At 38.6% G+C, this 24,424-nt stretch carries 28 protein-coding genes; 10 read left to right on the top strand and 18 right to left on the bottom strand.

The genetic code is table 11. From position 1 onward, the window contains the following. Positions 1-73: 73 nt before the first annotated feature. The 6 genes from BP549_RS04070 to BP549_RS04045 form a co-directional block, all read right to left on the bottom strand. Complete coding sequence (locus tag BP549_RS04070) at positions 74-478, bottom strand: prepilin peptidase (protein WP_292378355.1); 405 nt, start codon at positions 476-478, stop codon at positions 74-76. Continuing rightward, complete coding sequence (locus BP549_RS04065; RefSeq protein WP_292378353.1) at positions 468-686, bottom strand: hypothetical protein; 219 nt, start codon at positions 684-686, stop codon at positions 468-470. Before BP549_RS04065 ends, BP549_RS04070 begins: the two co-directional genes overlap by 11 nt. 61 nt (positions 687-747) lie before the next feature. Further along, positions 748-921 carry a hypothetical protein gene (locus BP549_RS04060; RefSeq protein WP_292378352.1) on the bottom strand — a complete coding sequence of 58 codons (174 nt, stop codon included), beginning with the start codon at positions 919-921 and terminating at the stop codon, positions 748-750. Position 922: 1 nt separating this feature from the next. Beyond that, positions 923-2,248 carry a rolling circle replication-associated protein gene (locus tag BP549_RS04055; RefSeq protein ID WP_292378349.1) on the bottom strand — a complete coding sequence of 442 codons (1,326 nt, stop codon included), beginning with the start codon at positions 2,246-2,248 and terminating at the stop codon, positions 923-925. A gap of 39 nt (positions 2,249-2,287) precedes the next feature. Beyond that, positions 2,288-2,533 (bottom strand): hypothetical protein, encoded by a 246-nt coding sequence (locus BP549_RS04050; protein ID WP_292378347.1) that lies wholly within the window; start codon positions 2,531-2,533, stop codon positions 2,288-2,290. Between the two features lies 1 nt (position 2,534). Beyond that, complete coding sequence (locus BP549_RS04045; RefSeq protein ID WP_292378345.1) at positions 2,535-2,693, bottom strand: hypothetical protein; 159 nt, start codon at positions 2,691-2,693, stop codon at positions 2,535-2,537. 70 nt (positions 2,694-2,763) lie between these two features. On the opposite strand from BP549_RS04045, the gene BP549_RS04040 reads away from it, so the two are divergent. Next, positions 2,764-3,018, top strand: a complete 255-nt coding sequence (locus BP549_RS04040; protein ID WP_292378343.1) for a hypothetical protein — start codon at positions 2,764-2,766, stop codon at positions 3,016-3,018. Positions 3,019-3,225: 207 nt separating this feature from the next. On the opposite strand, the gene BP549_RS04035 is transcribed toward BP549_RS04040, so the two are convergent. The 3 genes from BP549_RS04035 to BP549_RS04025 form a co-directional block, all read right to left on the bottom strand. Beyond that, positions 3,226-3,459 carry a hypothetical protein gene (locus BP549_RS04035; protein WP_292378342.1) on the bottom strand — a complete coding sequence of 78 codons (234 nt, stop codon included), beginning with the start codon at positions 3,457-3,459 and terminating at the stop codon, positions 3,226-3,228. Further along, a complete protein-coding gene (locus BP549_RS04030) occupies positions 3,460-3,861 on the bottom strand; it encodes a hypothetical protein (protein ID WP_292378340.1) in 402 nt (133 codons plus the stop codon). It lies immediately after the preceding gene. 923 nt (positions 3,862-4,784) lie between these two features. Next, positions 4,785-6,074 carry an acyltransferase family protein gene (locus tag BP549_RS04025; RefSeq protein WP_292378339.1) on the bottom strand — a complete coding sequence of 430 codons (1,290 nt, stop codon included), beginning with the start codon at positions 6,072-6,074 and terminating at the stop codon, positions 4,785-4,787. A 1,135-nt stretch (positions 6,075-7,209) separates the two neighbouring features. Between BP549_RS04025 and BP549_RS04020 the strand changes: the two genes are divergently transcribed. The 6 genes from BP549_RS04020 (at position 7,210) to BP549_RS03995 (ending at position 12,221) form a co-directional block, all read left to right on the top strand. After that, positions 7,210-8,433, top strand: coding sequence for a peptidase U32 family protein (locus BP549_RS04020; protein WP_292378338.1), 1,224 nt, complete (start codon positions 7,210-7,212; stop codon positions 8,431-8,433). Positions 8,434-8,739: 306 nt separating this feature from the next. After that, complete coding sequence (gene mch / locus BP549_RS04015; protein WP_292378336.1) at positions 8,740-9,705, top strand: methenyltetrahydromethanopterin cyclohydrolase; 966 nt, start codon at positions 8,740-8,742, stop codon at positions 9,703-9,705. Between the two features lie 254 nt (positions 9,706-9,959). Further along, the gene (locus tag BP549_RS04010) at positions 9,960-10,427 is read left to right on the top strand and encodes a DUF2124 domain-containing protein (RefSeq protein WP_292378333.1); all 468 of its coding nucleotides are present in this window, start codon (positions 9,960-9,962) and stop codon (positions 10,425-10,427) included. A gap of 143 nt (positions 10,428-10,570) precedes the next feature. Then, the gene (locus BP549_RS04005; protein WP_292378389.1) at positions 10,571-10,930 is read left to right on the top strand and encodes a carboxymuconolactone decarboxylase family protein; all 360 of its coding nucleotides are present in this window, start codon (positions 10,571-10,573) and stop codon (positions 10,928-10,930) included. 257 nt (positions 10,931-11,187) lie between these two features. Then, positions 11,188-11,682 (top strand): DUF6141 family protein, encoded by a 495-nt coding sequence (locus BP549_RS04000; RefSeq protein ID WP_292378330.1) that lies wholly within the window; start codon positions 11,188-11,190, stop codon positions 11,680-11,682. 305 nt (positions 11,683-11,987) lie between these two features. Next, entirely contained in the window at positions 11,988-12,221 is a 234-nt protein-coding gene (locus tag BP549_RS03995) for a hypothetical protein (RefSeq protein WP_292378329.1), read from the top strand. A gap of 40 nt (positions 12,222-12,261) precedes the next feature. Here the strand turns inward: BP549_RS03995 and BP549_RS03990 are convergent, their stop codons facing one another. Then, a complete protein-coding gene (locus BP549_RS03990; RefSeq protein ID WP_292378327.1) occupies positions 12,262-13,251 on the bottom strand; it encodes a GAF domain-containing protein in 990 nt (329 codons plus the stop codon). A 615-nt stretch (positions 13,252-13,866) separates the two neighbouring features. On the opposite strand from BP549_RS03990, the gene BP549_RS03985 reads away from it, so the two are divergent. Further along, complete coding sequence (locus BP549_RS03985; RefSeq protein ID WP_292378325.1) at positions 13,867-14,073, top strand: hypothetical protein; 207 nt, start codon at positions 13,867-13,869, stop codon at positions 14,071-14,073. Between the two features lie 37 nt (positions 14,074-14,110). On the opposite strand, the gene BP549_RS03980 is transcribed toward BP549_RS03985, so the two are convergent. Both BP549_RS03980 and BP549_RS03975 read right to left on the bottom strand, forming a co-directional pair. Beyond that, positions 14,111-14,374: a type II toxin-antitoxin system RelE family toxin gene (locus BP549_RS03980; RefSeq protein WP_292378323.1), complete on the bottom strand. Its 264-nt coding sequence runs from the start codon at positions 14,372-14,374 to the stop codon at positions 14,111-14,113. Further along, complete coding sequence (locus BP549_RS03975; protein WP_292378319.1) at positions 14,375-14,614, bottom strand: DUF7557 family protein; 240 nt, start codon at positions 14,612-14,614, stop codon at positions 14,375-14,377. It abuts the gene before it with no gap. Between the two features lie 464 nt (positions 14,615-15,078). Between BP549_RS03975 and BP549_RS03970 the strand changes: the two genes are divergently transcribed. Further along, a complete protein-coding gene (locus BP549_RS03970; protein ID WP_292378317.1) occupies positions 15,079-15,237 on the top strand; it encodes a hypothetical protein in 159 nt (52 codons plus the stop codon). A 223-nt stretch (positions 15,238-15,460) separates the two neighbouring features. Here the strand turns inward: BP549_RS03970 and BP549_RS03965 are convergent, their stop codons facing one another. From BP549_RS03965 to BP549_RS03945, 5 genes are all read right to left on the bottom strand, one after another. Then, complete coding sequence (locus BP549_RS03965) at positions 15,461-16,492, bottom strand: class I SAM-dependent methyltransferase (protein WP_292378315.1); 1,032 nt, start codon at positions 16,490-16,492, stop codon at positions 15,461-15,463. Positions 16,493-16,604: 112 nt separating this feature from the next. Further along, positions 16,605-16,820: a cupin domain-containing protein gene (locus BP549_RS03960; protein WP_292378313.1), complete on the bottom strand. Its 216-nt coding sequence runs from the start codon at positions 16,818-16,820 to the stop codon at positions 16,605-16,607. Between the two features lie 131 nt (positions 16,821-16,951). Next, complete coding sequence (locus BP549_RS03955; protein WP_349682332.1) at positions 16,952-17,224, bottom strand: cache domain-containing protein; 273 nt, start codon at positions 17,222-17,224, stop codon at positions 16,952-16,954. Positions 17,225-17,324: 100 nt separating this feature from the next. Further along, positions 17,325-17,474: a hypothetical protein gene (locus BP549_RS03950; protein WP_292378312.1), complete on the bottom strand. Its 150-nt coding sequence runs from the start codon at positions 17,472-17,474 to the stop codon at positions 17,325-17,327. After that, on the bottom strand, positions 17,464-17,598 hold the full coding sequence (locus BP549_RS03945; RefSeq protein ID WP_292378310.1) for a hypothetical protein: 135 nt from the start codon (positions 17,596-17,598) through the stop codon (positions 17,464-17,466). The genes BP549_RS03950 and BP549_RS03945 overlap by 11 nt, the downstream gene beginning before the upstream one ends. A gap of 327 nt (positions 17,599-17,925) precedes the next feature. Between BP549_RS03945 and BP549_RS03940 the strand changes: the two genes are divergently transcribed. Continuing rightward, complete coding sequence (locus tag BP549_RS03940; protein WP_292378308.1) at positions 17,926-18,702, top strand: exodeoxyribonuclease III; 777 nt, start codon at positions 17,926-17,928, stop codon at positions 18,700-18,702. Between the two features lie 608 nt (positions 18,703-19,310). On the opposite strand, the gene BP549_RS03935 is transcribed toward BP549_RS03940, so the two are convergent. Continuing rightward, a complete protein-coding gene (locus tag BP549_RS03935) occupies positions 19,311-22,112 on the bottom strand; it encodes a PAS domain S-box protein (protein ID WP_292378307.1) in 2,802 nt (933 codons plus the stop codon). Positions 22,113-24,424: the final 2,312 nt, after the last annotated feature.

The following is a 24,424-nucleotide window of genomic DNA, read 5'->3' as shown; positions in this document are numbered from 1 at the left end:
GGTTTATTTTTGTAGGGAATTAGAGAATATTTTGTAAAATGCATAGGTTTTACAGTAAAACCTGTGCCTGCGGCTAAAGGGTAGTAAGTAGAAAGCCCCCTGTGATAGGGAGCATGAAAGGATAATTTTTAATGTCTTTCCTTCCGGCCTTACTGCATAGGGTGAGAAGGTAAGCTATGGAGAGTATCCAAAGGGCTTTGGTTGGATAGAGAAGAGAGAGGGCTATTAGTGCTTTGACATCTCCGCCCCCTAGCTTTCCGGCTCTGAATAGGAAGCTTGTTATTAGGCTCATGCTTGCCCAGGATAAGCCCACTGTGAGAAGGTATAGAGTACCCTGGTGTAATCCTTCATACCCTGCAAAAATAAGGGCTGTAATGAGCCAGGAGAAGGTTATTTTGTTGGGAACTTTCCGGCTTTTAAGGTCTGTGTAACAGGCTATGAGTAAAAAGGAAAGAGTGATAATGATTTTAATTGTCATTGTCTTCCTCTTCGGTTTCTTCTTCGTCTGGTTTTTCTTCGTGGTCCTGTTCTCTGGGAATTGCTGCGCCTGCTGTGATACCCGCTTCCCGGAACCATTGTGCTTTTTTTGCTTGGTATTCCTTAGATCTGAAGTACGGGCTCATGCATGGGGAGGTATGGGAGGAGCCTGCAGGAAAGTGATAAGCCTCTTTTCCAGGATATTTCATTTTTGTGTTATAGGGCTCTTTTTTTGCGGGCTCTGTGTTGGATTTAAGCCGGCTTGCCAGGTTAAAGCCTCCTGGATTGTTTAACTAGGTCTTGTTTCCAGATGTCGGCTTCTGAGGGTATAGGCTCCCTGCGCTTGTGTTTCAGTATTGGATCTTCTTCTAGTGATCTTACGGGCTTTGCCTGGAATATGATTACCCTTTCTGCCTGTGTTAGGCTGTCTCTTAGGGATGTCATGTTATAGCCCCCTGGAAGATTTGAGGTAGGCTTTCGTGATCTGGCTAGCTGTTGAGAAGGAGAGATCCGGCTTTTCTGGTATTATGGCTTTTTCTTTCTTGGGCTTGTTGGGCTTTTCTGTGGCTAGCTTGCGCGAGAATAGGCTTATGCTGTCCTTCCTGCGGGATGATCTGAAGCCGGTTAGGACTGATAGTACGCCCTTGAGGAAATAACGGCTTGTAGGGCTTCGGATTGGCTCGGCTTTTTTTGTTTTTTCTGAGAGTGTGCCTGAGCATGTCCAGTTTCGTATTCCTGTAGCCCAGTATAAGGCCCCATGTTGGGGACTCATTGATTTTTCGAGGTAGCCCTGTAGATAGTCACCTACGGTTTTGCCTGCAGCTTCTCGAGGGCAAGACCTGGACCATTGCCAGCCATATACCGGGTCGTTCTTTACTGTGTGAATGTCCAGGATAGGCCCGCCTCCGTATTTCATCCAGGCGTATTGTATTACGGATTTGTGCAGTAGCCAGTTTATTCCGACTATCAGGACGTGATAGTGCAACATTCCGTTTTTTTGAAATTCTGCGACCTTGATCCATTCGGCACGCTTCGGCAGGCATCGGCCAAGAAACTTCGAGAATTTTCCCCAAGCTGTTTGGGTTTTTTTGTTTATTTGCCAGAGGGAACCGCCTTTAGGGTTTGAGGTGAGAGTTAAGAAGACTCCTTTTACGTGTCTTCGGCTTGCTTTTTTATAGGCTGCTCTGAATCCGTCTAGGTTTTGTTTCTGCCTGGCTGGAGAGGTGAAGCGGGTTTGATAGTTTATTATAATGTCTTGAGCAAATACCGGGTTGTTATCTGGAGCGCGAGTTAAGACGATTTTTTCAAGCTTTACGCGCTCACAATACGCTTTGAAAAGCTTATCTATGTCGTCTTTTGCGGAATTGAGGTATACAAATTCTTTATTTTCTTTGTTATAGTAGCAGAATTTATTTACCCTGTTTAATATTAATGCAGCTTCGGTTTTCTCCGGGCAGGTTCGTTTCAACCCTTCTAATTTTTTATAGGTCTTGCTGCTGTCGGTTTTGGTCTGTGGTGAGCTTTGCTCTCGACGTATCAAGTCTAGCGAAGAGTTAGAAAAAAATAAGGGGTTTGTTCGTATCCAGATTAACCCCGATGCTTTTTCTATATAGAATATGGTTTTTGCTATTTGAGTCTTGAAAAAGTTGTGAAGGCTCATCATGCCTTTTTTGCCTTCTAAGAGGAGTTTTGCTGCTATTTGTGGAATAGTCTTAGGACTATCTAAGCAGAATTCTTGGATAGTCTTCTGATGAGCAAGTGAGATAGACATAGACAGGAGAACCCCCTAATTTTTGGTTTGGAAAAAAAGTTAGTAAGTAAACTTTCCGGCTCTCTTTGATTCGGAAGTTCGCCTGTGGTCCGTAAAAGACATAAAATGAGTAAGGGAGGATTGCCCGCCCTCCCCTAATTCCTGGCCTGTTTTGAGTTTTTGTTCGGCTTCGGCTTGGTGCTTTTTGTAGCATGTGGCTCCGTAGCCTATGGCCTGGGCTTTTGCGTTTTTGATTGAGCGCCCGCACCTTTTGCAGCGTGAGAAAATGAGAGAGGATTCAGACATTTTAGACCTCCGCCCCGCTCATTAAGAAGAGATAAAATTTCTCTGGGTCATCGAAGGTTTTATCGAGTGAGTAGGAGTTAAATAGATACATTGCTTCCCGGATTTCCCTTTTTGCGTTTGCGGAGAGGGTGGAATATAAAGAGGTCATGCTGTGTGGCATTTATATCGCCCCCAGGCAGGAGAGTACGCCCCGTATGGAAAAGACCCAATAGACAAGGAAGAGGAAGGCTGTGTTTTTGGTTCCGGTTTTCCATGCTGCGTATGCAAGTAGAGGGTTTGATATGCAGAAGAGTTCCTGCGCGAGAAGGTTGTTTCCTTCGCTTAGTGAGATTGTGCCGAGTATTCCACATGCGATTGTGATTAGTTCGATGTGGTACTGTGTGCGGGAGGTCTGGAAGTTCATTGGTATGCCTCCCGGGCGTTCTTTTGATAGAGTGCTGAGAGATCGACTGATTGAAAGGTGCGGGTTGTTTCTTGTTTTGTGAGGTGGAGGAATTGGTTGGTCTGTCCGTAGAGGAGGTCGCTGCAGTGGGAGCGAAGTTGAACTTTTCGGGTTTTGTGAACAGGTATTCTGGCGGGAATTGTGCTCATATTCTCACCGCCTGAAGGATGCAGATGCAGCACCAAAGAATGAGGAGTGTGAGGTCAAGCAGGCAGACTAGGGAGTATATCCGGGCTGTGTAGGAGGACATTTAGACCGCCCCCGTGCAAAAGTGGATATGCGGGTTTTGGGAGCGTACAGAGTTTAATTCAGTTTGAAGTATCCAGGAGGATATTTGAAGATGTGAGACTCCTGGAAGTCCTGTGACTGGTATAGAAGGGTTTTGACCTTCTACTCCGAAGATGTCAACTACCTCAAGATATCCTTTAGGCTGATCGGTTGGCTCTCTAAGAGAGACAAGAGCTTGATTTAATAGGAGCTGCATTTATACCGCCCCCGTTTTGCTTGCGCTCTTGTGGCATATGGACGGCAGCTTTCCAAGATATCCCAGGTCAGGGGTTAATTTTAGAGTAGGTGTTGAGAAATAAGACCTGCATATTGAGCAGTGGTATTCTTTTGAGGATTTTTTACGATTTATGGAGAGTGAACCACATGCGGGGCAGGCTTTCCGAGTCCTGAGGGTTGTTGTTCCTGGTGTTGTGAATACGGTTTTACAGTGATTACAGACAAATTCACCGTTTTTATTTTGATGGAACCTTCGAGAGTTACATGCAGGACAACAGTTCACAGATGTTTTGCCAAACTGTGAAACGGAATTTATGCGTTCAGATGCGTTACTATTGGAAATTAATGCGAAGCTATCGCTGTCGGGTGAATTGATTCTCATTGTTCTTGCTCATTCAGTAGTACAGAAACTCTGGTAAAATTTCTGTCTAACTGATAAGTAATAAATACATGGATATAAAGCTTTATATCCATGTGAGGTTAATAAGAAAATAATAGCTGTTTTAACGCCCTGCTGGTAACAGGGACCTGACCTTTGAGAAGGAAACTTTTTTAAAAGTTCTTGCTCAACCTTCTCTAAAAGGTTAAAGGGTTTCGATTAATTCAGCTAGTAAGTAACGCTTGATAGGGGTTTTGAACTGAATAAAATAGTTCAGTTCTCCCCCTCAGCGTTCTTCTTAACTCATTTCAAAAATTACTTTTATTCTTATAATTTACCCTAGTTTTTGACGAGTTGCCGCGCTGGCTCCAAATTATTCGTTGATGGTTGTTTTTAGTACGCGATTTTTGCAGTAATTCGCTCAAAATTCTGTCATGCCGGCAGGTAGATGGTCCAGCAATAATCGGTTGATATTTTCTAAAGTATTTACTACACATTTGGATTTCGTTCCTATTTTTTGCATTATGTACACACTCAATTTCCTGTACACAGGTAAGCTTAGAAAACAGATACAGCTAAGCAAAAGTACTAAGCAAAAATACTCAAAGACAAAATCTCAACTAGCTACTCATGCACTATCTGCAGGTATAGAAACTGCTATTCTCTTCCGTAATGCCGTAAACCGTAAGCTCGTACGATGAATATTAATCACAGAAGACAGTAAATCATAGAAGCAATATTTAGGTAAATAATCTCTGTTTTTGATACGTTTGAGTGATGAGTAAGAATAAAGACAGCATACTTCCGAGCTGTAACTTTTCGGAAAAAGGCCCGTCCTCCCGAGGCGAGACTCGGGCGAGACGGAACTCGGGAACTGGAGTTTACTATGCTGCACTTAGAGGTTTCAGCCCTGAGCTTTTAAAGCTTCAATTTTTTCGTAGGTATTTTTTGATCAGACGCCTACCAGCCAGAGCCAATCGTGGAGACTGTGATGGGGAGGTCTTAGCTGAGGGGTTTTTATGTAAACTGGATTTTTTTAAACTCAGTTCGAAGATCTGAAGACGATATGAAATATAAAGCAATAAAGGTAAAGCCACAAATATCAGGATAACATCGTGCAGGATTGGATTACTTATAAAGTGTGTTCCGGAATTCCAGAGCGCCAGGAATGGCCTGTGGAACAAGTAAATACAATATGAAGCTGTAGCCACATATGTAAAGGCAGAACCCAGGGAGCTTGAAAATCTATTATTGATATATTTCATTGCAAACATGTATTCAAGAACACAGAACGTTATTATGAACACATCAAGAAGCAGGCAATCAACGATGATGAATTTTAAGGCAGCATAACTCATTCCCAGTGAATTCGCAATGCTCTCTAACATTGCTACCATCATGGAGGACCCTATAGTGCCGCTTCCTGCTTCAATAGTTAAAGAGACCTTCGGATCCAGGAAAAGAGCTGCTCTTGAGCCTAAAACAATAATCATTACAAATATAACGGGAAGGGCTGCCAGCAGTATCTGGACAACAGGAATTTTCGCAATCATTGCTATGCTTTTCTCAAACAAACTTTCTCTACATGTAAGTATCCCAAATATGAAAATCGGGAAAAACATGAAGAAACGATGGTCAATAATATGAAAAGTTCTTGAAACTGCCAAGAACCCAAGAAACACGAGAGAAGAGTAAATTAAAAACTGTTTTGAATTTTTCGAAATCCTGATGATGATTGGGTAAATTGTATAAAAAACAATAATTAAGCCGACAAAATACAGCGTCAACATTGGAGATGCATAAGAAGGAGCAAGGAAGATTTGCAATCCTAATATATGCATAATTATATTTTGAAAACTAAACACATTCTCAGCATTAGGGAATACAAAGCCTGAATTTAATTTTGGAGCATATACGAAAAACACAAGTGTAAAAGCGGCGACAGCTGCCCAGTATAAAGGGAAAATCCTAAGGAGTCTTTTTCTGTAAAAAGACAATACGTTCTGGAACGTATTTATCGAATGATTATTATAATATATCAAATATCCACTCATAAATATAAAAAGTCCCAATCCCATGTTTGCGAAATAAGGGTCAGCGGCATAAAGGGCTAACTTGCTATAAGTCGAAGATAAAAAGTTACTTAAGTGAGCCGGAATGATCATTGCTATTGCTAAAGTTCTCAGGAAATCAAATGCAATTATTTTGTTTTTCATTGTCTCAACCCTATAAATGAAGTCTTAAGTAAATGTGACTCAACCTCTAAATTATTTGTATATTGATAAGTCAACTCACAAAAACAATCGTTATTTAATAATCCCACTCGCGCTAAAAAAGCAGCAATTTTTTTTGTATATGTATACTCTGTTAGCCTATTATCTGGTTACCTATATAATAATTACTCCTATGTTACTTTTTTGTTTATTTCTGGGTGACATTCGAATTTTATACATAAAATCCAATCACCTGGTAAAATAAAATTGCAACGCGTTAATATTGGAAGTTATCGAGTCACATAATTATTAAAACCTATATCATGGAAAAATTTGCACAACTGTTTATAAAAACATTTTTAGCGGCTTACTCGTAAATATATTAATATAAAAGTATTTTTAAAGATTATTAAGCCAAATATTAATTCCCACGAAGGTAACAGGGATAAAAGATGTGATATAGGTTAGAACTCTCATGGGAGGGTAGCAAAAGATGATTTCTCAAAATTCGGATTATTGATTAGCTGGCCTCTTTGGTTTATAAAATAATAAAAGAAGCATGACAATGAAGAGAGATTCGGCAAAAAAGAAAGAACTCCTCAGCGATCTGTTCTCTAATAAGCATTGATCCAGAGTCAGACTACATACAAGAATGAAATCCGAAATAGATATTTTTTAAAGCTTTATGACCATTTTATCCAAAAAAATAAAAATGTAATTTTAGTGCTGACACGGCAATTAATTTCATTTTTGAAAAAGTTATATATTTCTTAATCCTGCTGCTTCTCAGCAAATTCTACAGCTTATTCTTCTCTTCGAGAGCTTACTCTTCTCCCATTTCTTTTCTGAATTCTATATAATCTCTCTCGACTTCTTCGAGTTCGTATTCCATTTTATCCCCCCGTCTTCGATTAAAATAGTAGTAGTTTACTTTTGCCTTTGCTTATTGACAAAAGCTATTTCTCTGAATTTACTTTAGTCCCCACTTTGGGAAATGTTCTTCATTTATATATAGTTTTCCGTCAACCCGAGTTGCTTCTGCCTGACTGGCAAAAGTTGACAGTTCTTTACATTATTTGTTACGCTGTGTGAGGACGATAAGATATTTTTAAATGAAAAATAGGTGTTTTCTATCTTCATGCGTAAAAGTTCAAAACCTGAACTCCTTGTGGGTGTCAGGAACCTTTCAGGGCTTAAGGCCTGCTCAGAATACGCGGATGCGGTCTACTTTTCAACCGACAGGCTTAGTTTGAGGGCAAAAGCAAAAGAAATTACTCTGGAAACCCTTGGTGATTTTGTCTCTGAGGTAAAAGCCAGAGGGCTCAGGGCCTATCTTGCTGTAAACTCGACAGTAAATGAGGAATGGCTAGGGGATGCATCCGATGTAATAGCTGCCGCTTCTAATGCAGGAGTGGATGCAGTTATTGCCTGGGATCCGGCCGTAATTCTTAGGGCGCGGAAAGCCGGACTTAAAATTCACATTTCTACGCAGGCAAATATTACCAACCATGAAACTGTAAATTTCTACAAAGGACTTGGGGCAGAACGTGTTGTGCTTTCGAGAGAGCTTTCCCTTGAAGAAATACGGAAGATAAGCCAGCATACTGAAGTAGAGATCGAAACTTTCATCCACGGCGCAATGTGCATGGCAGTTTCAGGCCGATGCCATCTGTCGGCTTATGCTCTTGGAAAATTCGGAAACTGCGGAGAATGTACTCAGCCTTGCCGCTGGGAGTGGGAACTTCATGGGGAGAACGGGCTTGTTGTAGCAAGCCTTGGGAAGTACCTTCTAAGTGCAAAAGATCTTTGTATGATAGGGCATATTCCCGAGCTTCTTGAAGCCGGCATAGCTTCCTTTAAAGTAGAAGGGCGGCTCCGGGATCCTGGATACCTTGAAATGGTTTCCCGCTGCTACAGGGAGGCGATCGATGCCTGCATAGAAGGAACCTACACTCCTGAGAAAATAGGGGCCTGGAGGAGTGAACTCGCTTCGGTTTATAACAGGGGCTTTTCAACTGGCTTTTACTTTGGAGTTCCGGGCCTTGAGGGCTTTTCTCCTGAAAAAAATATGAATGCCTCGAAAAAGCAGCGCAGGGCTGTGGGAATTATTGAAAACTATTATCCGAAACAGCAAGCTGCAGCCGTCAAGCTTCTCGAAGAAGCGATTTCGATTGGGGATGAAATAGTAATTGAAGGAAATACCACTTATTTGAGACAGCAAGTCCGTTCCCTGATGAAAGAAGGCGAAACTATTCAAAAGGCTGAAAAAGGAGATACGGTTGGCCTTGCTGTTGATGGACATGTTCGAAAAAATGATCAGATTTTCAAAATTAAATTTAAAGAAGTAAAATGTTATGAGTAAATTGTAAAATCCTGTGATCAAATAACGAATTGCTATACTTAATAATAGTGCAGTGTATTTGTCAAATATAATATATGGATAAAAATATTAAAGCAGTAACTATATATTGGAGTCTTCTTATACGGGTAAGAAATTCTTGATTGATGTTATTCTTTACAAGCAATGCTCATTACAAGCAATGTTCATTATAAGCAATTTTCTGAACGATAAACAGTCCCCTCTGTAATAAAGGCAGGCAAGAATTTGCCTCCTGACTGAGTGAGATTATATTTTGTTTATCTCGGAGCCAGTATTAAAGGTGATACTTTGATAAGCGTCAACGAAATGGGATCATATGTCATTGAAGAAATGCTCGACTGGAGCGAAGATCTGAAAACGGAAGTACTTAAGCTTGAAAACGGAGCTACAGTTATTGACTGTGGAGTCAAGGCCGAGGGTGGATATGAGGCTGGAATGTATCTGGCAAGGCTCTGCCTGGCCGATCTTGCCGATCTCAAATATACTACTTTTGACCTGAATGGCCTCAAATGGCCTGCTATCCAGGTAGCTACTGACAATCCTGTAATTGCCTGTATGGCTTCGCAGTACGCAGGCTGGAGAATCTCCGTAGGTAATTACTTCGGAATGGGTTCGGGTCCTGCACGTGCCCTTGGCTTAAAACCTAAAGAGCTCTATGAGGAGATCGGGTATGAAGATGACTTCGAAGCTGCAGTCCTGGTCCTGGAGTCCGATAAACTCCCTGATGAGAAAGTTGTGGAATATATTGCAAAACACTGTAGTGTAGATCCTGAAAATGTAATGATTGCTGTTGCTCCTACTGCCTCTATTGCTGGTTCTGTACAGATTTCGGCCCGTGTTGTAGAAACCGGAATCCACAAACTTGAATCCGTTGGTTTTGACATCAACTGCATTAAAAGCGGATACGGTGTTGCTCCGATTGCTCCTATTGTTGGAAATGATGTTCAGTGCATGGGCTCGACCAATGACTGTGTGATCTATTGCGGCGAAACCAACTATACGGTCCGCTTTGATGGAGAATTGGCCGAACTTGAGAAATTCGTAAAGAAGGTGCCCTCTACAACCTCCAGAGACTTTGGAAAGCCTTTCTACCAAACCTTCAAAGAAGCAAACTTTGACTTCTTTAAGGTTGACGCAGGCATGTTCGCCCCTGCGAGGCTTACAGTAAACGACCTTAAGAGCACAAAGACCATTTCCAGTGGTGGTCTCTATCCTGAGGTCCTGCTTCAGTCTTTTGGAATCAGGCAGGTTTAAAGGGCAAATACATTTTAATTCTTTTTTACTTTTTTTGTTTTTTCTATTTTTTAATCCTATATTCCTGTTGAAACCTCTTAATTTTTTAATTCTATATTCCTGTTAAAACCTCTTATTTTGCTCAATTCTTTCTTAATAACGCTGTTAACATCATTTATTTAAGCGAATGCCTCCAATCTTACTATAGAAATATAATACTATGAAAAAATGCTCAGAAAAATACAATTTTATTGAAAGCTTAAGGAGAGAATTCAGTGCCAATAATAAATACTTCAGAAGGAGTAGGAGGCATCCTGAACAGTTTCAGGGGCCTTGTCGAAGGTGCAAAAAGGATAACTTTTGTGGGAACTCCAGGGTTCTGCACTCCTTTTGCCGAACTTCTCGGTTTTGTAGTCCGGGACCGAGAACTTGCTTTTATTTCCAGCCAGGATTTTGATAAAGCCAGGTCTATCTTCAAGGATTATGAAGGCATGCAGCTTGGAGAACTTACAGATAAACACGCTGACATTGTTGTCTTGCTTGGCGGGCTTTCGATGCCGAAGGTAGGGATAAACCCTGAAAAAGCGAAAGAAGTTGCTAAAGAAATCCTTGAAGGTTCAGAGAACGGAAAAATTATCGGAGTCTGCTTCCAGTCCATGTTCTTGAAGCAGAAATGGGACGAGATAATCAACTTTGATTACATCATTAATTCCGACCTTGCAGTTGAGGTAATGGAAGTCTGAACTTTTCAATTACATTTTCAGGAATTCCTGAAGCTTCCATATATGAAAAATTCCCTTCCTTTTTTACCTTTCTAGTTTAGAAATTTTATACATTTTTAATAGATACGGTTATATCCGATCTTGACTTATAACATGTGGTAATTATGGAAAAAGCTGCTAAAGAAATCAGGGAATTAAAGGGGTTTTTGCCCAGATCTATTGCGTATGCCGGACAGATAAACGAAGACTTTGCCGAAGGAATCTCAGGTTTTTATAAGGCAGTCTGGACTGAAAGGGAAGGCGGGATCTCTACAAAACAGAAGCATCTCATTGTCTTTTCTATAGCCTGTTCAAGCAACAACATCCAGAGTGCGGTCAAAATCTTGGAAAGACTTCACAAATTTGGAGCCACGAGAATCGAAATTAATGATGCCATGATGCTCGCGGCATGGACAGGTGGAATTCAGCATTTCACGGATTTCAGTGCAGCAATACTTAAAGAAATGGATAGATTAGGTTTTTGAAGCCGTTAAGGAAATAATTTTATAAAAATCATTTCTCTTTAATTTTTCAAAAGATTTTACTCTTATGGTATTTCATTTTTTAAATTTTACTTCTATAATATTTTGGAAAATTTCACTATCTTTTTTATATTATTATTTTCAAAATTTTAAATTAACAAAAATATACAACTTTTATTTTTTTCGAAAGCTTTATTTACTCAGTTTTTGTAGACAAGTAAAGCAGTAATAACTCAGGCACGTCTCATAGAAGGGGTTTTGTGGAACAGTCGAAAACAGATATAATTTTCAGGGAAGTACAGGATCTGCGGAACAATTTTTTCTTGGTTTCGGTCCTTTATCCTGCTTTCCTGTTCTGGTACATTGAAATCCATAGCTTGGTGCTAGGAAAACCTGCCGGAATCAATAATATTCCTGGAACATACCTGTTTGCTCTCTGGATTATTTTCGGGTTATTTTTCCCTTTTATATTTTACTGTACAAAGCATGTAACTGAAGTAAGAAGCGATGGAATATACGTTCGCTTTGTACCTCTCAATATCTCCTCCAAGAAGATTCCTTACTATGTAGTGGAGGACTGCAAAATTAAGGTTTATGACCCTCTAACAGGAGAAGAATCTGATGTGTTAGATTCTTCCAAAAAAGTTAGCCCGGTTGTAATCCTGAAACTTATTTCTGGAGAACGAATGCTTCTTAGCTCCAGGAAACCTGAAGAACTCTGCAGCGCAATCAAGCAGGCTACAGCACAGTATTAACAATTCCTCCATTTTTGATAATTCCTGCTGTCCAGAGTTAAGCATTAATAATTAACTTTTAATGATTTAACTTTTAATAATTAACTTTTTAATAATTTACTTTTTAATGATTTGTTTTTTAATAATTTGTTTTTTAATAAATTATCCTTTAATCTTTTTCCGTTATTTATTCTATGAAGCTTTAGTTTGACCCTGAGCCAAAGTACAAAAAGCAAAACCTTATATGGACCTTAAAACTGTTTTAATTATATTTTATAGATATTCTTTCTAAAACCTTAAAAGTGTTCCAGAGAAGGTAGATAAAAGTGGTCTGGGGGATAGATTTTTTCCCGAAAGGAACAGAAGCTCTTTACAGGGAACGAGATGGAAAACTTCTGATCGAACTTAAGCTGCACAGCGTAATGCAAATTTTCAATTCTTTTGATCCTGCTCCTTTTCTTATAAAAGTGCTTGCTGATACTTGTAAAAATGAGGGTTTATATACCCGGTTCGAATTTAGGTTTAGACAGTTCGCTAAGACGGGCACCTTTTCTCTGTGATATGGTCGGGGTTGAGGTTAAGGACAAAAAGAAAGCTTGTTTAAAATTTTCTCTTCTTTCTACATTCTATCAGTTTTTCTTCCAGGCGAATACGGGAGATGAAGACTCCGAATTGCGTTGCAATGGTTTCTATAACAGTGCGCACGCTATCCGGAAGCTCGAATTCAATGTTCGAAGCAAGATAAAAAGCTGCAATAACCTTTTTTTCTGATTTTACGGGGATAATTGCGGTAGCCCTAAGATTTTCATGCCTGAGTGCGTCATCTCTTGAAGTGAGAAGCAGGTCTATATGCTGTTTGTAAATCGGCTGTCCTATCACAACAAGTTTCGTATGCGGGGAATTCACACTGTAGTGAGAGGCATGCTCGACAAAATTAGGGGAGAAGCCGCTGTGAAAGGCAAGCGTCATATCTCCTGTTTCTTCGTCGATAAGGTAAATACCTCCGGCATTGATTTCATCTATCTGCAGGCAGGAATCCAGTAGTCTTTCAAGAGTCTCGTTCAGGGAACTGGAAGTACTCAGTGCAATGCCCAGATCCCTCTGGATGTAGAGCAATTTTTCTTTTCTTTTCCGCTCAGTAACATCCATAACTATTCCCATAAGATATTCTACAGTTCCATTTTTATCAACTTCAATGAAAGTCCTTTCATCAACCCAGCGTATCTCCCCTGATTTAGTCAGGATACGATACTCTTGAGAATAGTCCACGTAATTTTCTTCTATTCTTCTTGAGAGTTCTCTTTCAACCATTCCCAGGTCATCCGGGTGCACGATATTGCCATAAAGAAGTTTTCCGGATGTAAATTCTTCGGCAGTGTATTCGAATTTTTTTATGTTTTCTGATACAAACTCAGCAGGCCAGTACTTCTCTGGTCTCCAGAGGAAAACCGTGACAGGAACTTTATTTATTACCGAGATAAGCTCCTTTGCCATCTCCAGAGCGTTGCATAAAGCCGTCTCATTTAGATATTTGTATAATTTTTGTTTACTGTTCTTGTTCTTAGCTGAATTCGAGACTGTTTTAGGCATTTGGTTCCCCCATGATCAAAATCTCTTGCAGGAATCTATGCAAAAATTTTGAATATTTACATTTTTGCTTCGCAAATATAGAAGTGTGCAATAAATAAAAAGGCTTATGATTTTGTTTTCAGAGAGTATCAGAATGTAAAGACTTGAAAATTAAAATCGATTAAAAGATCTGGTTAGAAGAAATAAATTAATAAAAGGAAATCTAAGAGAAAAGTATACAAACTAAATTCAATTTAAGGATTTTTAAAATATATCCATTTAAATTTTAAGCCTCTTTGTCTAACTATCGATTGTTCTTTGCGATACTTCGGAGTTCAAAAGGGAGGGTCACAGAATAACCGCGAAATTGGATAATGAAACTAAGGGAGATTAAAGCGGAGAGAGCGAGAAGGAAAATGGTGGTTTCTGGTTTGTTGGGGGGCGCCCTAAAAACCCTGTGCAGAATTCAGCACAAATGGTTTCTGAATATGTTAATATATTGAGCCTGATGAACCAGACACATTCGAACCGCAGTCACAGACCAACCTCGTATCCTGCAGTTCTCCCTTTGCTCTGTGACCGTACACACCCTCATATTAGATAATGCAGAAACAATTAAATATTTTGTACACAGGCATGCCTATTAATTTAGTATTCGGGGGAATTCGTATAGGGAAAAATAGAGGAGACGACCAAAGAGACGGATCTGTTAAAGAAAGAAAACAGGTATTCAATTCAAAAATCGGGAAATGGGTTAAAATTGACACAACAACCGGAAAAATCATCAGTGTAAAGAAAGATGGCGAACCGTATAAAGAGGTCAGAGGAAAGGGAAAAGCGTGAAAGGTTGAGGCTGGAAAGAGATGAGAGCAAAAGACAGTCAAAATTTTCTATACACTTTGCTTCGGTTCCCAACTTTCACGACCTGGATAATAAGCAATGGGTCTTTGATTAGCATTATCACACGGTATTCCCCAACTCTCAAAGAATACAAGGATGATTTAGCTGGCATTTTTAATTTTTTGACATATGAATAAGGATCTTCTTTGATTTCGCCAATGACATGAAAAATTCTTTTTTTCACTTCATGTGGTAACTCGTTCATATCTTTTATAGCGCGTGAAGTGTACGTTATAGAATACATTTAATCATCAATGCCTAGCAGATTTCTAGCTTCGTCTTCATTATAAATTCTGCCTGCTTTGATATCTTCCAAACTCTCTTCTATTCCTTTAATTTCTTCATCTGTTAATGGGCCTTCATCGTATGCCATTTTGATAAGACGTTCAACGACTGAGTTATATGACTCTGTTTTGTATATTTTTAAGTTGTCTAACATATTTTTTATATTTGGATCAATGCAAATTGTCGTTGTAGCTGCCATGGTATCCTATAGGACCCTATGGGATATAAACATTGTGTGATCAATCATTATTATTTTGACTTAACATCTGACTTGTAGTGAATTACCCTTGAGTCTTTAGCTCAGGGGTAGTTCACAGTCCAAATTAATTAATTAATTAATTAATAAACTTTCAAATATATATTGCTATTTGACAAACTTTCGTTTTAATCTCGATTGAATTCTATTTTCTTTAACACTATCTAATTTTTCCGTTATACATTCACGAGAAAGAACTTGACCCGGAAGCGGAAGAGTATATCTATAACACTGTTGGGGAGTTCCCTCTAAAAAAGTTCCTTGGAATTGTAATATACGTTCTCTCTTCTGAGTTTAATGGGGAAACCGAGCATACCCCTAAAGAAGCGATCAGGAATCATTTTTCTTACAAAAAAGTTCTTACGGACGTAGAGTTGAGGAGGCTTCTTCAGCGAGGACGAAGAAACATGACGATTGCAATTGTCTTCCTTTTTCTCTGTCTCCTCATAATCCGGCTTCTTTCAACTCTTGAACAAGACCTGGTAAATACCATGCTTTCAGAAGGTCTGACAATTATCGGTTGGGTTGCCATGTGGGAGCCTGTTTATGTTTTTCTCTATAGGTAGTGGCCTATTGTGCAAAAAAGAAATATTTACAGGAAGATTCTCAGCACGGATATAAGTGTCATATCTGGCTCCCAGTGCGGGGTAAAATTGACAAATTCCAGTTTTTCACCAAATAGAAGTGAACTGCGGCGGTTAGAAGGTCCGAAATATGCAGAATAGAGGCTAACTGAGGGATGGTAGCCTGGAAGAGTCTGGGACCTGAAAAGAATGAAATTTCAAATTTTCATTCGAATATTCGCGCATCTACAACCACATGTAGGACTCCGGGAGAGTATTTTTTTATCCTGCGGATCTCCATAATCTCCACCCTCTTTCCCAGCGTGCAGGCAGCTTTTCTTATCCTTTCCTGAGGTCTGGTTCTGGCAAGACTCTCCGGAACTGTTTCGTGATAGTGTAGAATTCCGCCTTTTTTTTTCAGGGCTTTTATAGCCGGCTCAAGATAGTGATGTGTTGTTCCCACATATCCCATAAGCACACGGTCGGCTGTTCCTTCAGGGACAACTTTTGAACAGTCTCCGCAAATCGGGACAAAGATATCTTGTATATTATTTAGCCTGATGTTTTCTTTCAGATAGGCAAAAGACTCAGGATTAATTTCTATCCCAGTAATTTTTTTCGGCCTGGAATGCACGGCCATAGGAATTGAGAAATAACCTATTCCTGCAAACATATCCACTATGATTTCCCCTTCTCCTAACCTGCTCATCCGCTTCCTTTCTTCAAGGTTTCCTTTGGAATACATCACCTTTGTTACATCCTGCTTAAAAAAACAGCCATGCTCTTTGTGAATGGTTTCGGTTTCGCTACCGAGAAGTAGTTCTCTTTTTGGCTGGCGGAACTGTCCCTCAATTCCAAAATCCCTTACAACAGTTTTGCACTTCGGGTACTTCAAGAGCAGAGCCTCAGCAATTCTCATTTTCTTACCTTCCAGAGCTTCTGGGATGCTAACTATTATTATCTCTCCCAGGACCTGCCAGCCTGAAGGGACGCATGCGAGTTCGGCTTCGGAAAGAAAATCTTTGAGGTATTCTTTTAGAGACCAGTTTTTTCCCAGAAATTCAGGATTTTTCTGTTCGGTTACCGGGAAGCTTTCAACTTTTTCTCCTGCAACCTCTGTGACAGGAATTTCAAGAAAAGAGCCTCCTGCAGTCTGAAGTTTTCTTATCTTTCTTGTAGTATCCAGAAATCTTCCGGCAACTGCCTTTTCCCTGATCTCTTCTCCTTTCTCGGGAGGGATTCGGATTACTCTGTACATCGGAATTGAAGAATAACTTGCATTGAATTAATGTTTTGTGTCTGAGTCTATAATCCTGACTCATTCAGTAATTTATCTTATTTTCGTGTCTATTTCCTTTCTTAGTCCAATCTTATTTCTTTACTTCAAGTATCTCTGTGCTGTTTTCTGGCCTTGCAGGCTGGTTCATAATCAGAAATTTGAGATCTGTATCCGCTGTATTATATGTAGCCTGTACCGAACCCGCAGGGATGTATATGAGCTGGTCAGGATATATATCGACCGGAATTCCATCAATATAAAGCAGGCCCTGTCCATCAAGGATATAATGAATTTCAGAATTTGTCATCACATGGGTGCAGCATTCTTCCCTGGTTCTACAATGGAATGGGCAATGTGCAGTTAAGGTCAATGTCTTTATCGAGACTCAGAGGGTTCAGGAGTTCGGCGGTTTGAAGCTTTCCGGGTTCTCCAGTGTATTTACTCTTCAAGATTCCTGCAAACTATGTAATTCCCCAGGTAAAGATCGGCTCCTACAATGTAAGTTTCTCCTCCGTAAGAAGCCTTTTTGACGAAGGTGCACTTGCGGAATTTCTCGGAATTATTTCTCTCCTGCCAGTTATATTCTATCCAGCCCTCTCCTTTTTCGCTAAGGGCTGTTTCGATAAAGAGTTCTCCAATGGGCTTGCCGTCGGCATCTATAAGTCCTTTCATATCTTTGCCTTCACAGCTTCGGTTTGAAGGACAGACTATTTGGACCCCATTTTCGGTCCAGACAAAAATACAGAAACTATCCTGGTACCAGGGAGACTCCTTTTCCAGAAATGAAGGAAATAATTCTTTTCCCTAGGCTTCAATGAGTCTGACTGTAGCTTTTACTTTTGCTTTCAATGTTCTTTCTTTCGCCTGCCAGCTTACTCTCACCTTTTTCCAGAATGAAGGGAGCTAGTGCAGGCTTCGAAACAGCAGGTTCGAATATCTCATTTTTTTCTTCAGGTTGCACCGTTCCCAGCTATTCCGCTGACATTAAAGTTTACGATTTCATTTTCAAGCTCTGTTGAGACTGCAGGTATCTCATCTTTGCCTCCACTGGTAAGGACTCCCAGAACGAACGCAATTGTAAGCATATACAGGCGATTTTTATCAAATTCATAGGTTTCCCTGCTGTTCTGGCTTAAACCTTCTCTGTTATTAAAGGAAGGTCAACCTGTGTCTAAGTAATTTTTCTGAATAATTATCTGAAGTATTATTCTATTTTTTCATTTTATTCTCGTTTGGCAACTTAACGAGGATTTGCTGGCTAAATGAGGAGCATTTATCTACTAAGACTTTGAATTATTTTTCAGTTCAATCTGCTCAACATTATCCAATCTTAGTTTCAATTAATTTTTTGTTTTTCTGAGCTTTTCGATGATGTAAATCAAATTCTGAACCAACAATAGGGATAGAAAAAAATGTCTAATCGTTACAACCTCATTTCTTGGAATGTAAATGGCCTTCGGGCTGCAATAAAAAAAGATTTTCTTGAGCTTTTGCTGGAAAAGAAATTTGATATTGTCTGTATTCAGGAAACTAAAGTTTCTCCTGATAAACTTCCGAGAGAAGCAAAGAATATTCCGGGCTACTACAATTACTTTGTCTCAGCAGAACAGAGCGGTTACAGTGGGGTCGGAATTTTCTCAAAGAAAAAACCCCTGAATATCGAAACCGGAATGGGAATCGAAAGATTTGACAGGGAAGGCCGCTTTTTGCGGGCCGATTTTGAGGACTTTACCTTAATGAATATTTATTTCCCTAACGGCAAAGCCTCTCCGGAACGCTTAGAATACAAGATGGACTTTTATTATGCTTTTTTAGACTATGCAAGTGCCCTCAAAGCCGAAGGAAAGAAACTTGTTATTTGCGGGGATGTAAATACAGCCCATAAGGAAATCGACCTTGCTCGTCCCAAACAAAACGAAATGATATCCGGTTTTCTCCCTGAAGAGCGGGCCTGGATAGATAACTTCCTCGCAGCCGGCTATCTTGATACCTTCCGTATATTCAATCCTGAAGGCGGAAACTATTCCTGGTGGTCAATGAGAACAGGTGCACGTAAAAGAAATGTCGGCTGGCGTATTGACTACTTTTTCGTAAGTGAAAACCTGAGAGATAATGTAAAATCTTCTCCGATTTATCCTGATATCATGGGCTCGGATCACTGTCCTGTAGGGCTTGAGCTTGAGTTTTAAGTAAGGTTTGAATTGATTTTTAGTTACTTATATTAAATATTTTTGTACAGTAACTAATACTAATCAATAACGGTTCACAAAAATGTTTCATAAAGATGGTTTAAAAGAGTTAAATAAGAGCTGTTAAATAAGAGATCAATAAGGAGTCAATAAAAGTTGCAAAAAAGAGTTGCATAGTAAGAAGCCCAGAGGCGCTGTATCCGCTTACTGTATTCCCCAATACAGTTTCTTCGAATTTTATGCTTCCCAAACATATTAATTCGAAGGAGATCAACGTCCTCCGGGAGATTCTTTTGTTTCGTAGATTCTTTTACTTTGATGATACCCCAGCTCTACTCCTCAACTCCAATATCTACTAATAACGTAAATTATTTTAAATTAATTATACCAAAAATTGTATTTAAGCAAAAAATTGTTTGACGTAAAAAATTTCAAACTAATAATTTTATAATTCAATCTTTCCTTATCTTTTTGTAAATCTTGCAATAAGTTAGGGATTGATCGCTGGTTTAAAGTCTTTCTTTGATTATTTTTCTACCAGAAGTCAAAAAGATCGGTTGACAACAGTAAGTCAAATATAGATTTAGTTTTCAAATTAAGTACAAAAATTAACGTTTATTTCTAAACTTTTTGTTTGTTTGAAGTTTTATGATAAACTCCGTTCCCTTATCCCTTTTTATTTCTATTGTACCATCAAGTTGATCCACGAGTGCATTTACAAGCTGAAGACCTAGGGTATCTGGATTTTCTATATCCATTTTTTCTGGAATGCCAACTCCATCGTCTGAAACTATCAGGACATATTCTGTATTTCCACATCCTGTATTTTCTTGCCTGTAGAGTTTAATTTGAATTTCTCCTCGTTTTCTTCCTTGAAAGGCATATTTGAAGGAATTGGAGAGAAGTTCGTTAACAATCATCCCTAAAGGGACAGATACATCCATATCAAAGAAAATATTTTCTTCCAGGTCAATCTTCAAGCTGGTATTTGCGTTTCCAAGCCTGTAAGTCTGAAAAAGGTTTTCGGATAGTTCTCTAATGTATGTAGAAAAGTCCAGGGTATCGGTCTCTTCTCCTTTATAAAGCTCTTCGTGAATAAGAGCCATAGATATAACCCTATTTTGACTTTCCCTGAAAGCCTCAATAACTTCTGGGTCATCAAATTTATCTGCCTGAAGATCAAGAAGTGAAGAGATTACCTGCAGGTTATTCTTTATTCTGTGATGAATCTCCTTCTGGCGTGCAATTCCGATACTTGCAAGGGCATTTTCGACTTTTTTTCTTTTGGTTATATCTCTATAGATTACCGAGATAGCAGTCAGCTTTCCAGCGACATTAAAAACCGGAGAAAGAGTTATGGAAACATTTATTATTGTACAATCCTTTTTTAATCGTAAAGTCTCATATTGCTGGATTTTTTCTCCCTGCTTAACCAGGTCAGCTAATCTTTTTGTCTCTTCGAATAATATCCCTGGTTCCAGTATGGATATCTGCTTTCCAAGGATTTCCTCTGCTAAATAGCCATAAACCTGCTCTGCTCCTTTATTCCAGCTTGTAATAATACCATCAAGAGACTCAGTTATAATAGCATCATTTGATGATTCCACGATATTTGCCAAGCTCTGAATCTTTTCTTCGGCTTCTTTACGCTCGGTAATATCTTGAACTATTCCCTTTACCCGAATAGGGATCTTATTCAAATTAAAAATGATCGCGCTCTCTGCATGGACTGTGTGTTCTCCTCCACTGGCTGTAATTATACGGTAATCAACTCCACGGCGTCCTCCTTCCAGTCTTTTCTTAATAACATTATCTACATACTCCCGATCCTTGGGATGTATATAATTTAAAAGTTCATCGTAAGTTGCGCCTGATTCTTGAGGATTACGTCCAAAAATTCTATATAACTCCTCAGACCAATGTACCTCACCGGTTACAAGGTTCCAGTCCCAATTTCCGATATGTGCCATCCTTTGAGCTTCAGAAAGGCTTTCCTCGCTTTCCTTCAGTGAATTATAAGCCTCTTCAAGTTCGGCTGTACGCTCTTTAATCTTTTCTTCTAAACCCTGATACGCTTCTTTAAGAGCTTTTTCCACTTCTTTGCGCTCAGTGATGTCGAGAACAAAGGCTATACCTTTCTCTTCATCGATCTTAGCCGCTCCGATAATAATAGGTATGTATGATCCGTCCTTGCGGATGTACTCTCTCTCACAGGGCTTCTTCATGCCGGTTGCTTTCAGTTCCTTTATGCCGCGCTTATCTTGAGCGTGGTATATCTGGGGAGTTATTCGACTCCAGTTAATTTCTCCAGCCTTCAAGTCTTCACGCGTGTAGCCGAACATTTCTAAAAATATGTCATTAGCGTCGGTGATCGAGCCGTCAAGGGCATAGTAAAACACTCCTATCATTCCCGATTCATACAACTTGTGCAGACTCGTTTCACTTTCTCGCAGATTCTGTTCTGCCTGCTTATTCTCTGTAATATCCTTCAATAAAACTAGAATTCCTGCTGAAGACGGATAGACACCTATATCAAACCATTGATCCCGGATTAAGCTCTTTATCTCGATATGAGCTGGAAGGCGAGTTTTCATAACCTCTATGAACATTGTCTCTAATTTGCTCCCTACTCTGTAAGGGAATTTTTCCCACACGCATTCCCCTATCAGTTTTTCAGGCTCAAAACCAATATTATGTGCGGCATTTTCATTGATGTATGTAATGCGCCAGCTCTTATCCAGCTCAAGAATCCCATGAATGTTACTTAATATATCGTTAAGATGTTGCTCGTTTTTCTTTAGGGTAGTTTCCATCAGCTTGTGCTGTGAATTTTCAATTTGCTTCCATTTCCCTTCTTCTTTAATGAGAGTGAATTGATGATTTGCGGCGATATCTAAAATTTTGGTTGGATTGTTCTCGTTGAGGGAATAGGTGCAGAGGGCTATTATTTGATAGCTGCCCGTAACCTGAATCATTTCTTTTTCGTAATCAATAAAATCTTTCCAGATGTTTTTTCTCAGCCAGAAAGTATCTTCAGATAATCTCAAACCTTCATACCCACTGGTAAGAGCTTGACTGAGTTTTCCAGTCCAGTAATCTAAGATTTTTTGTGAATTGAAAACCTCATTTTTTAAACCTAAGTCCGCATATGAAATAATTTCAATTTGTGCTTTTCTCAGATAAGCATCAAAATCAAAAATAGCCATTCTCAGGGCTCTTTTTGCCTCTTCCACATTTAGAGATTCTGTAGTAATCCAGATACATAGTTCATTATTTTCCAGACCGGCTCTAAAATAAGGAATAAGTATCTCTATCAAATCTTCTTTTGTCTGGTAAAACTGGCAGAAATGCGTCCCCCAGGGCACATTTCCAATAACGTCAATGCCAGAATCTCTCAAGCTTTTTTCCATACCACACCTTCTACAACCATAAAGAACTATTTTTAATTATTAAGCTATTTAATCATGTTTTCCATTAGAATAATTCCAGACTTCTCCTGCAGGCAATCTATCAAAGACTCAAAGACTCACAAAATTGTAATTTGTCTTTGTATAAAGTATTCACTATTAAAAAAAGTATTAAGATTAATCATAGCTTCAAAAAGTATTGAAGGATTGCTAAACTTAGCATTTAAAGTGGTGTCAACAAAAATGTCAACAAAAATGTCAACAAAAATGTCAACAAAAATACCAATAGGGATAACAGGAGAACATTTACAAGAATATAAATACCGTTAAAACAGTAAAATATGGTATAATCAGGAACCTGAAGATGCTTGATCCATTCACTGTATCCCCAATACAATCCTCTTCTAAGTTATGTTGCCCTAGGCATGCTTGCTTGAAGAGAGATCAGTTATCTCCAGGTGATTTTCTATGTGGTAGATTTTTGTTTCCCTTCTCCTCCGACTTCTCAACTTTGTACTATACTAATATTTGTACTATATTAATAGCCTAAATTATTTTAAATTAATTATACCAAAAATTGTATTTAAACAAAAAATTGTTTGATACATAAAATTTCAATCTAATTATGCAATTTTATAGCATTTTTGTTTTTTATAATTTTGTTATTTTCAATATAATTTAATTTTTCAACCTATTATAATTATATCATTATATATAAGTTTGAAATCAGAAGCAATCTTTCGCATCGGTTATGATATATATCTCCACGTCATTATAGGGGTACAGATTAAGAGTCATAGGGTTTCCTCTTAATCTTTGGGTTGGATCGCAGGTAGGGACTTGAGAATAGGGACTCAATACCCTACCATCTACTTCTTAATGCTTTTTTATCTTGAATCTTGTTTTTAGCAAATAACTTTGAAACTTTAATATTTTTGAAGTATTATTTCTGAACTACATTTACGGAACTAATTTTGAACGTTCACCTATCTTTATTGAGTAGTCCCTTTAATTCCACGATGTTCTCCAGGATCTGCCCTTCAAACTTCTGTATCTTCTCAACTCTTATTTTGGGCAACCTTTTTTGAAAAGAGCTTGACCAAAAAATAGCTTCAATTCCGAGCTTGTTAATGATTCCAATTGCTTCCTTCGCAAATGAAGATTTCGTAATGATAAAAACGGCTTCCTTAATGTTCTGTGAGAAAAGCGTCTTCTCTCTATTGTGAATATTCTAAGTAATTAATTTTCAGTCAAGATTGTGTTGTTTGATTGTCTTATCAGAGTCTTTGCATGCTTGACATCATGATCTGTTTTTTGACTGATTCCCCATCCTAATATTACATTTTTATCTGTATCTATTGAATCTGTATCTATTGATATTGAAGTTTTCAGGAAGCTCCTTAGGAGTTTCCCTGTTCTTCTAGAATAATAATGACTTGCGTATGAACTCGTAAACCCGATTACATCGATTGCTATGATAGAAGCATCTTCTCCATGTGAATAAAACAACTTTAGGACTCTTGATAAATTAGGTTAAAAAATGAGGAGGAAATTTTGGATACAAACTTTTGAAGAGTAGTGTAATGAGAAATCTTATCAATGTCAAGTTTTTCCTTTATGTTGCTCATGAGACCAATAAGTTCTACAAATCATGATAGCCTGTACTTATATACTCCTTCAACAAAAAACAAGAGCAGGAAGCTGATGTTGAGTATAAACACGTTTAGAGTATTCGCAGGAGTAAAGGTTCAATCTTTCAGACTGGAACAGTTTTAAGACTAAGATCGATAAATCTAATAGACCTATTTGATGACAATAGCAATTGCTACTCGTTTTTTGTGGGGACAAAAAATAAGGAACAATTTTAAAAAGGTTATTTTTATATATTTTTGGATAAAAAAGAAATTTAAAGGATTTCTGGTGGTGCATTAGTAGCTGGTTGATATTTTGTCTTTGAGTGTTTTTTGCTTAGTTTCATCTGTTTTCTAAGCTTACCTGTGTACCGGAAATTGAGTGTGCATAAAGCAAAAAATGAGAGCGGGATGCTAATGTGTGAATACTATGGAAAATACCAACTGATTGTTGGTGGACCACCCAATCTTGATTAGGACAAGAAATATCAGTAAACTTTGGTTTTGCTCCTCGTTTCCCCATTAATATCTATTATGTAGATCTAATATAATAATAACTGCATATAATGAGCACCAGATTTTTTAAAGTTACTATAGTTCCTGACTCAACAAATTTCACTTTTTATTTGTGGATTGAATGTTTCCATCCATTTCTTTGCAAATGATAATGAGTTTTCCACTTTC

It is taken from the genome of Methanosarcina sp. UBA289 (assembly GCA_002496565.1).
GTDB lineage: Archaea > Halobacteriota > Methanosarcinia > Methanosarcinales > Methanosarcinaceae > Methanosarcina.
The sequence above is the reverse complement of the archived record's forward strand: the minus strand, read 5'-3'. Positions and strand labels throughout refer to the sequence as shown.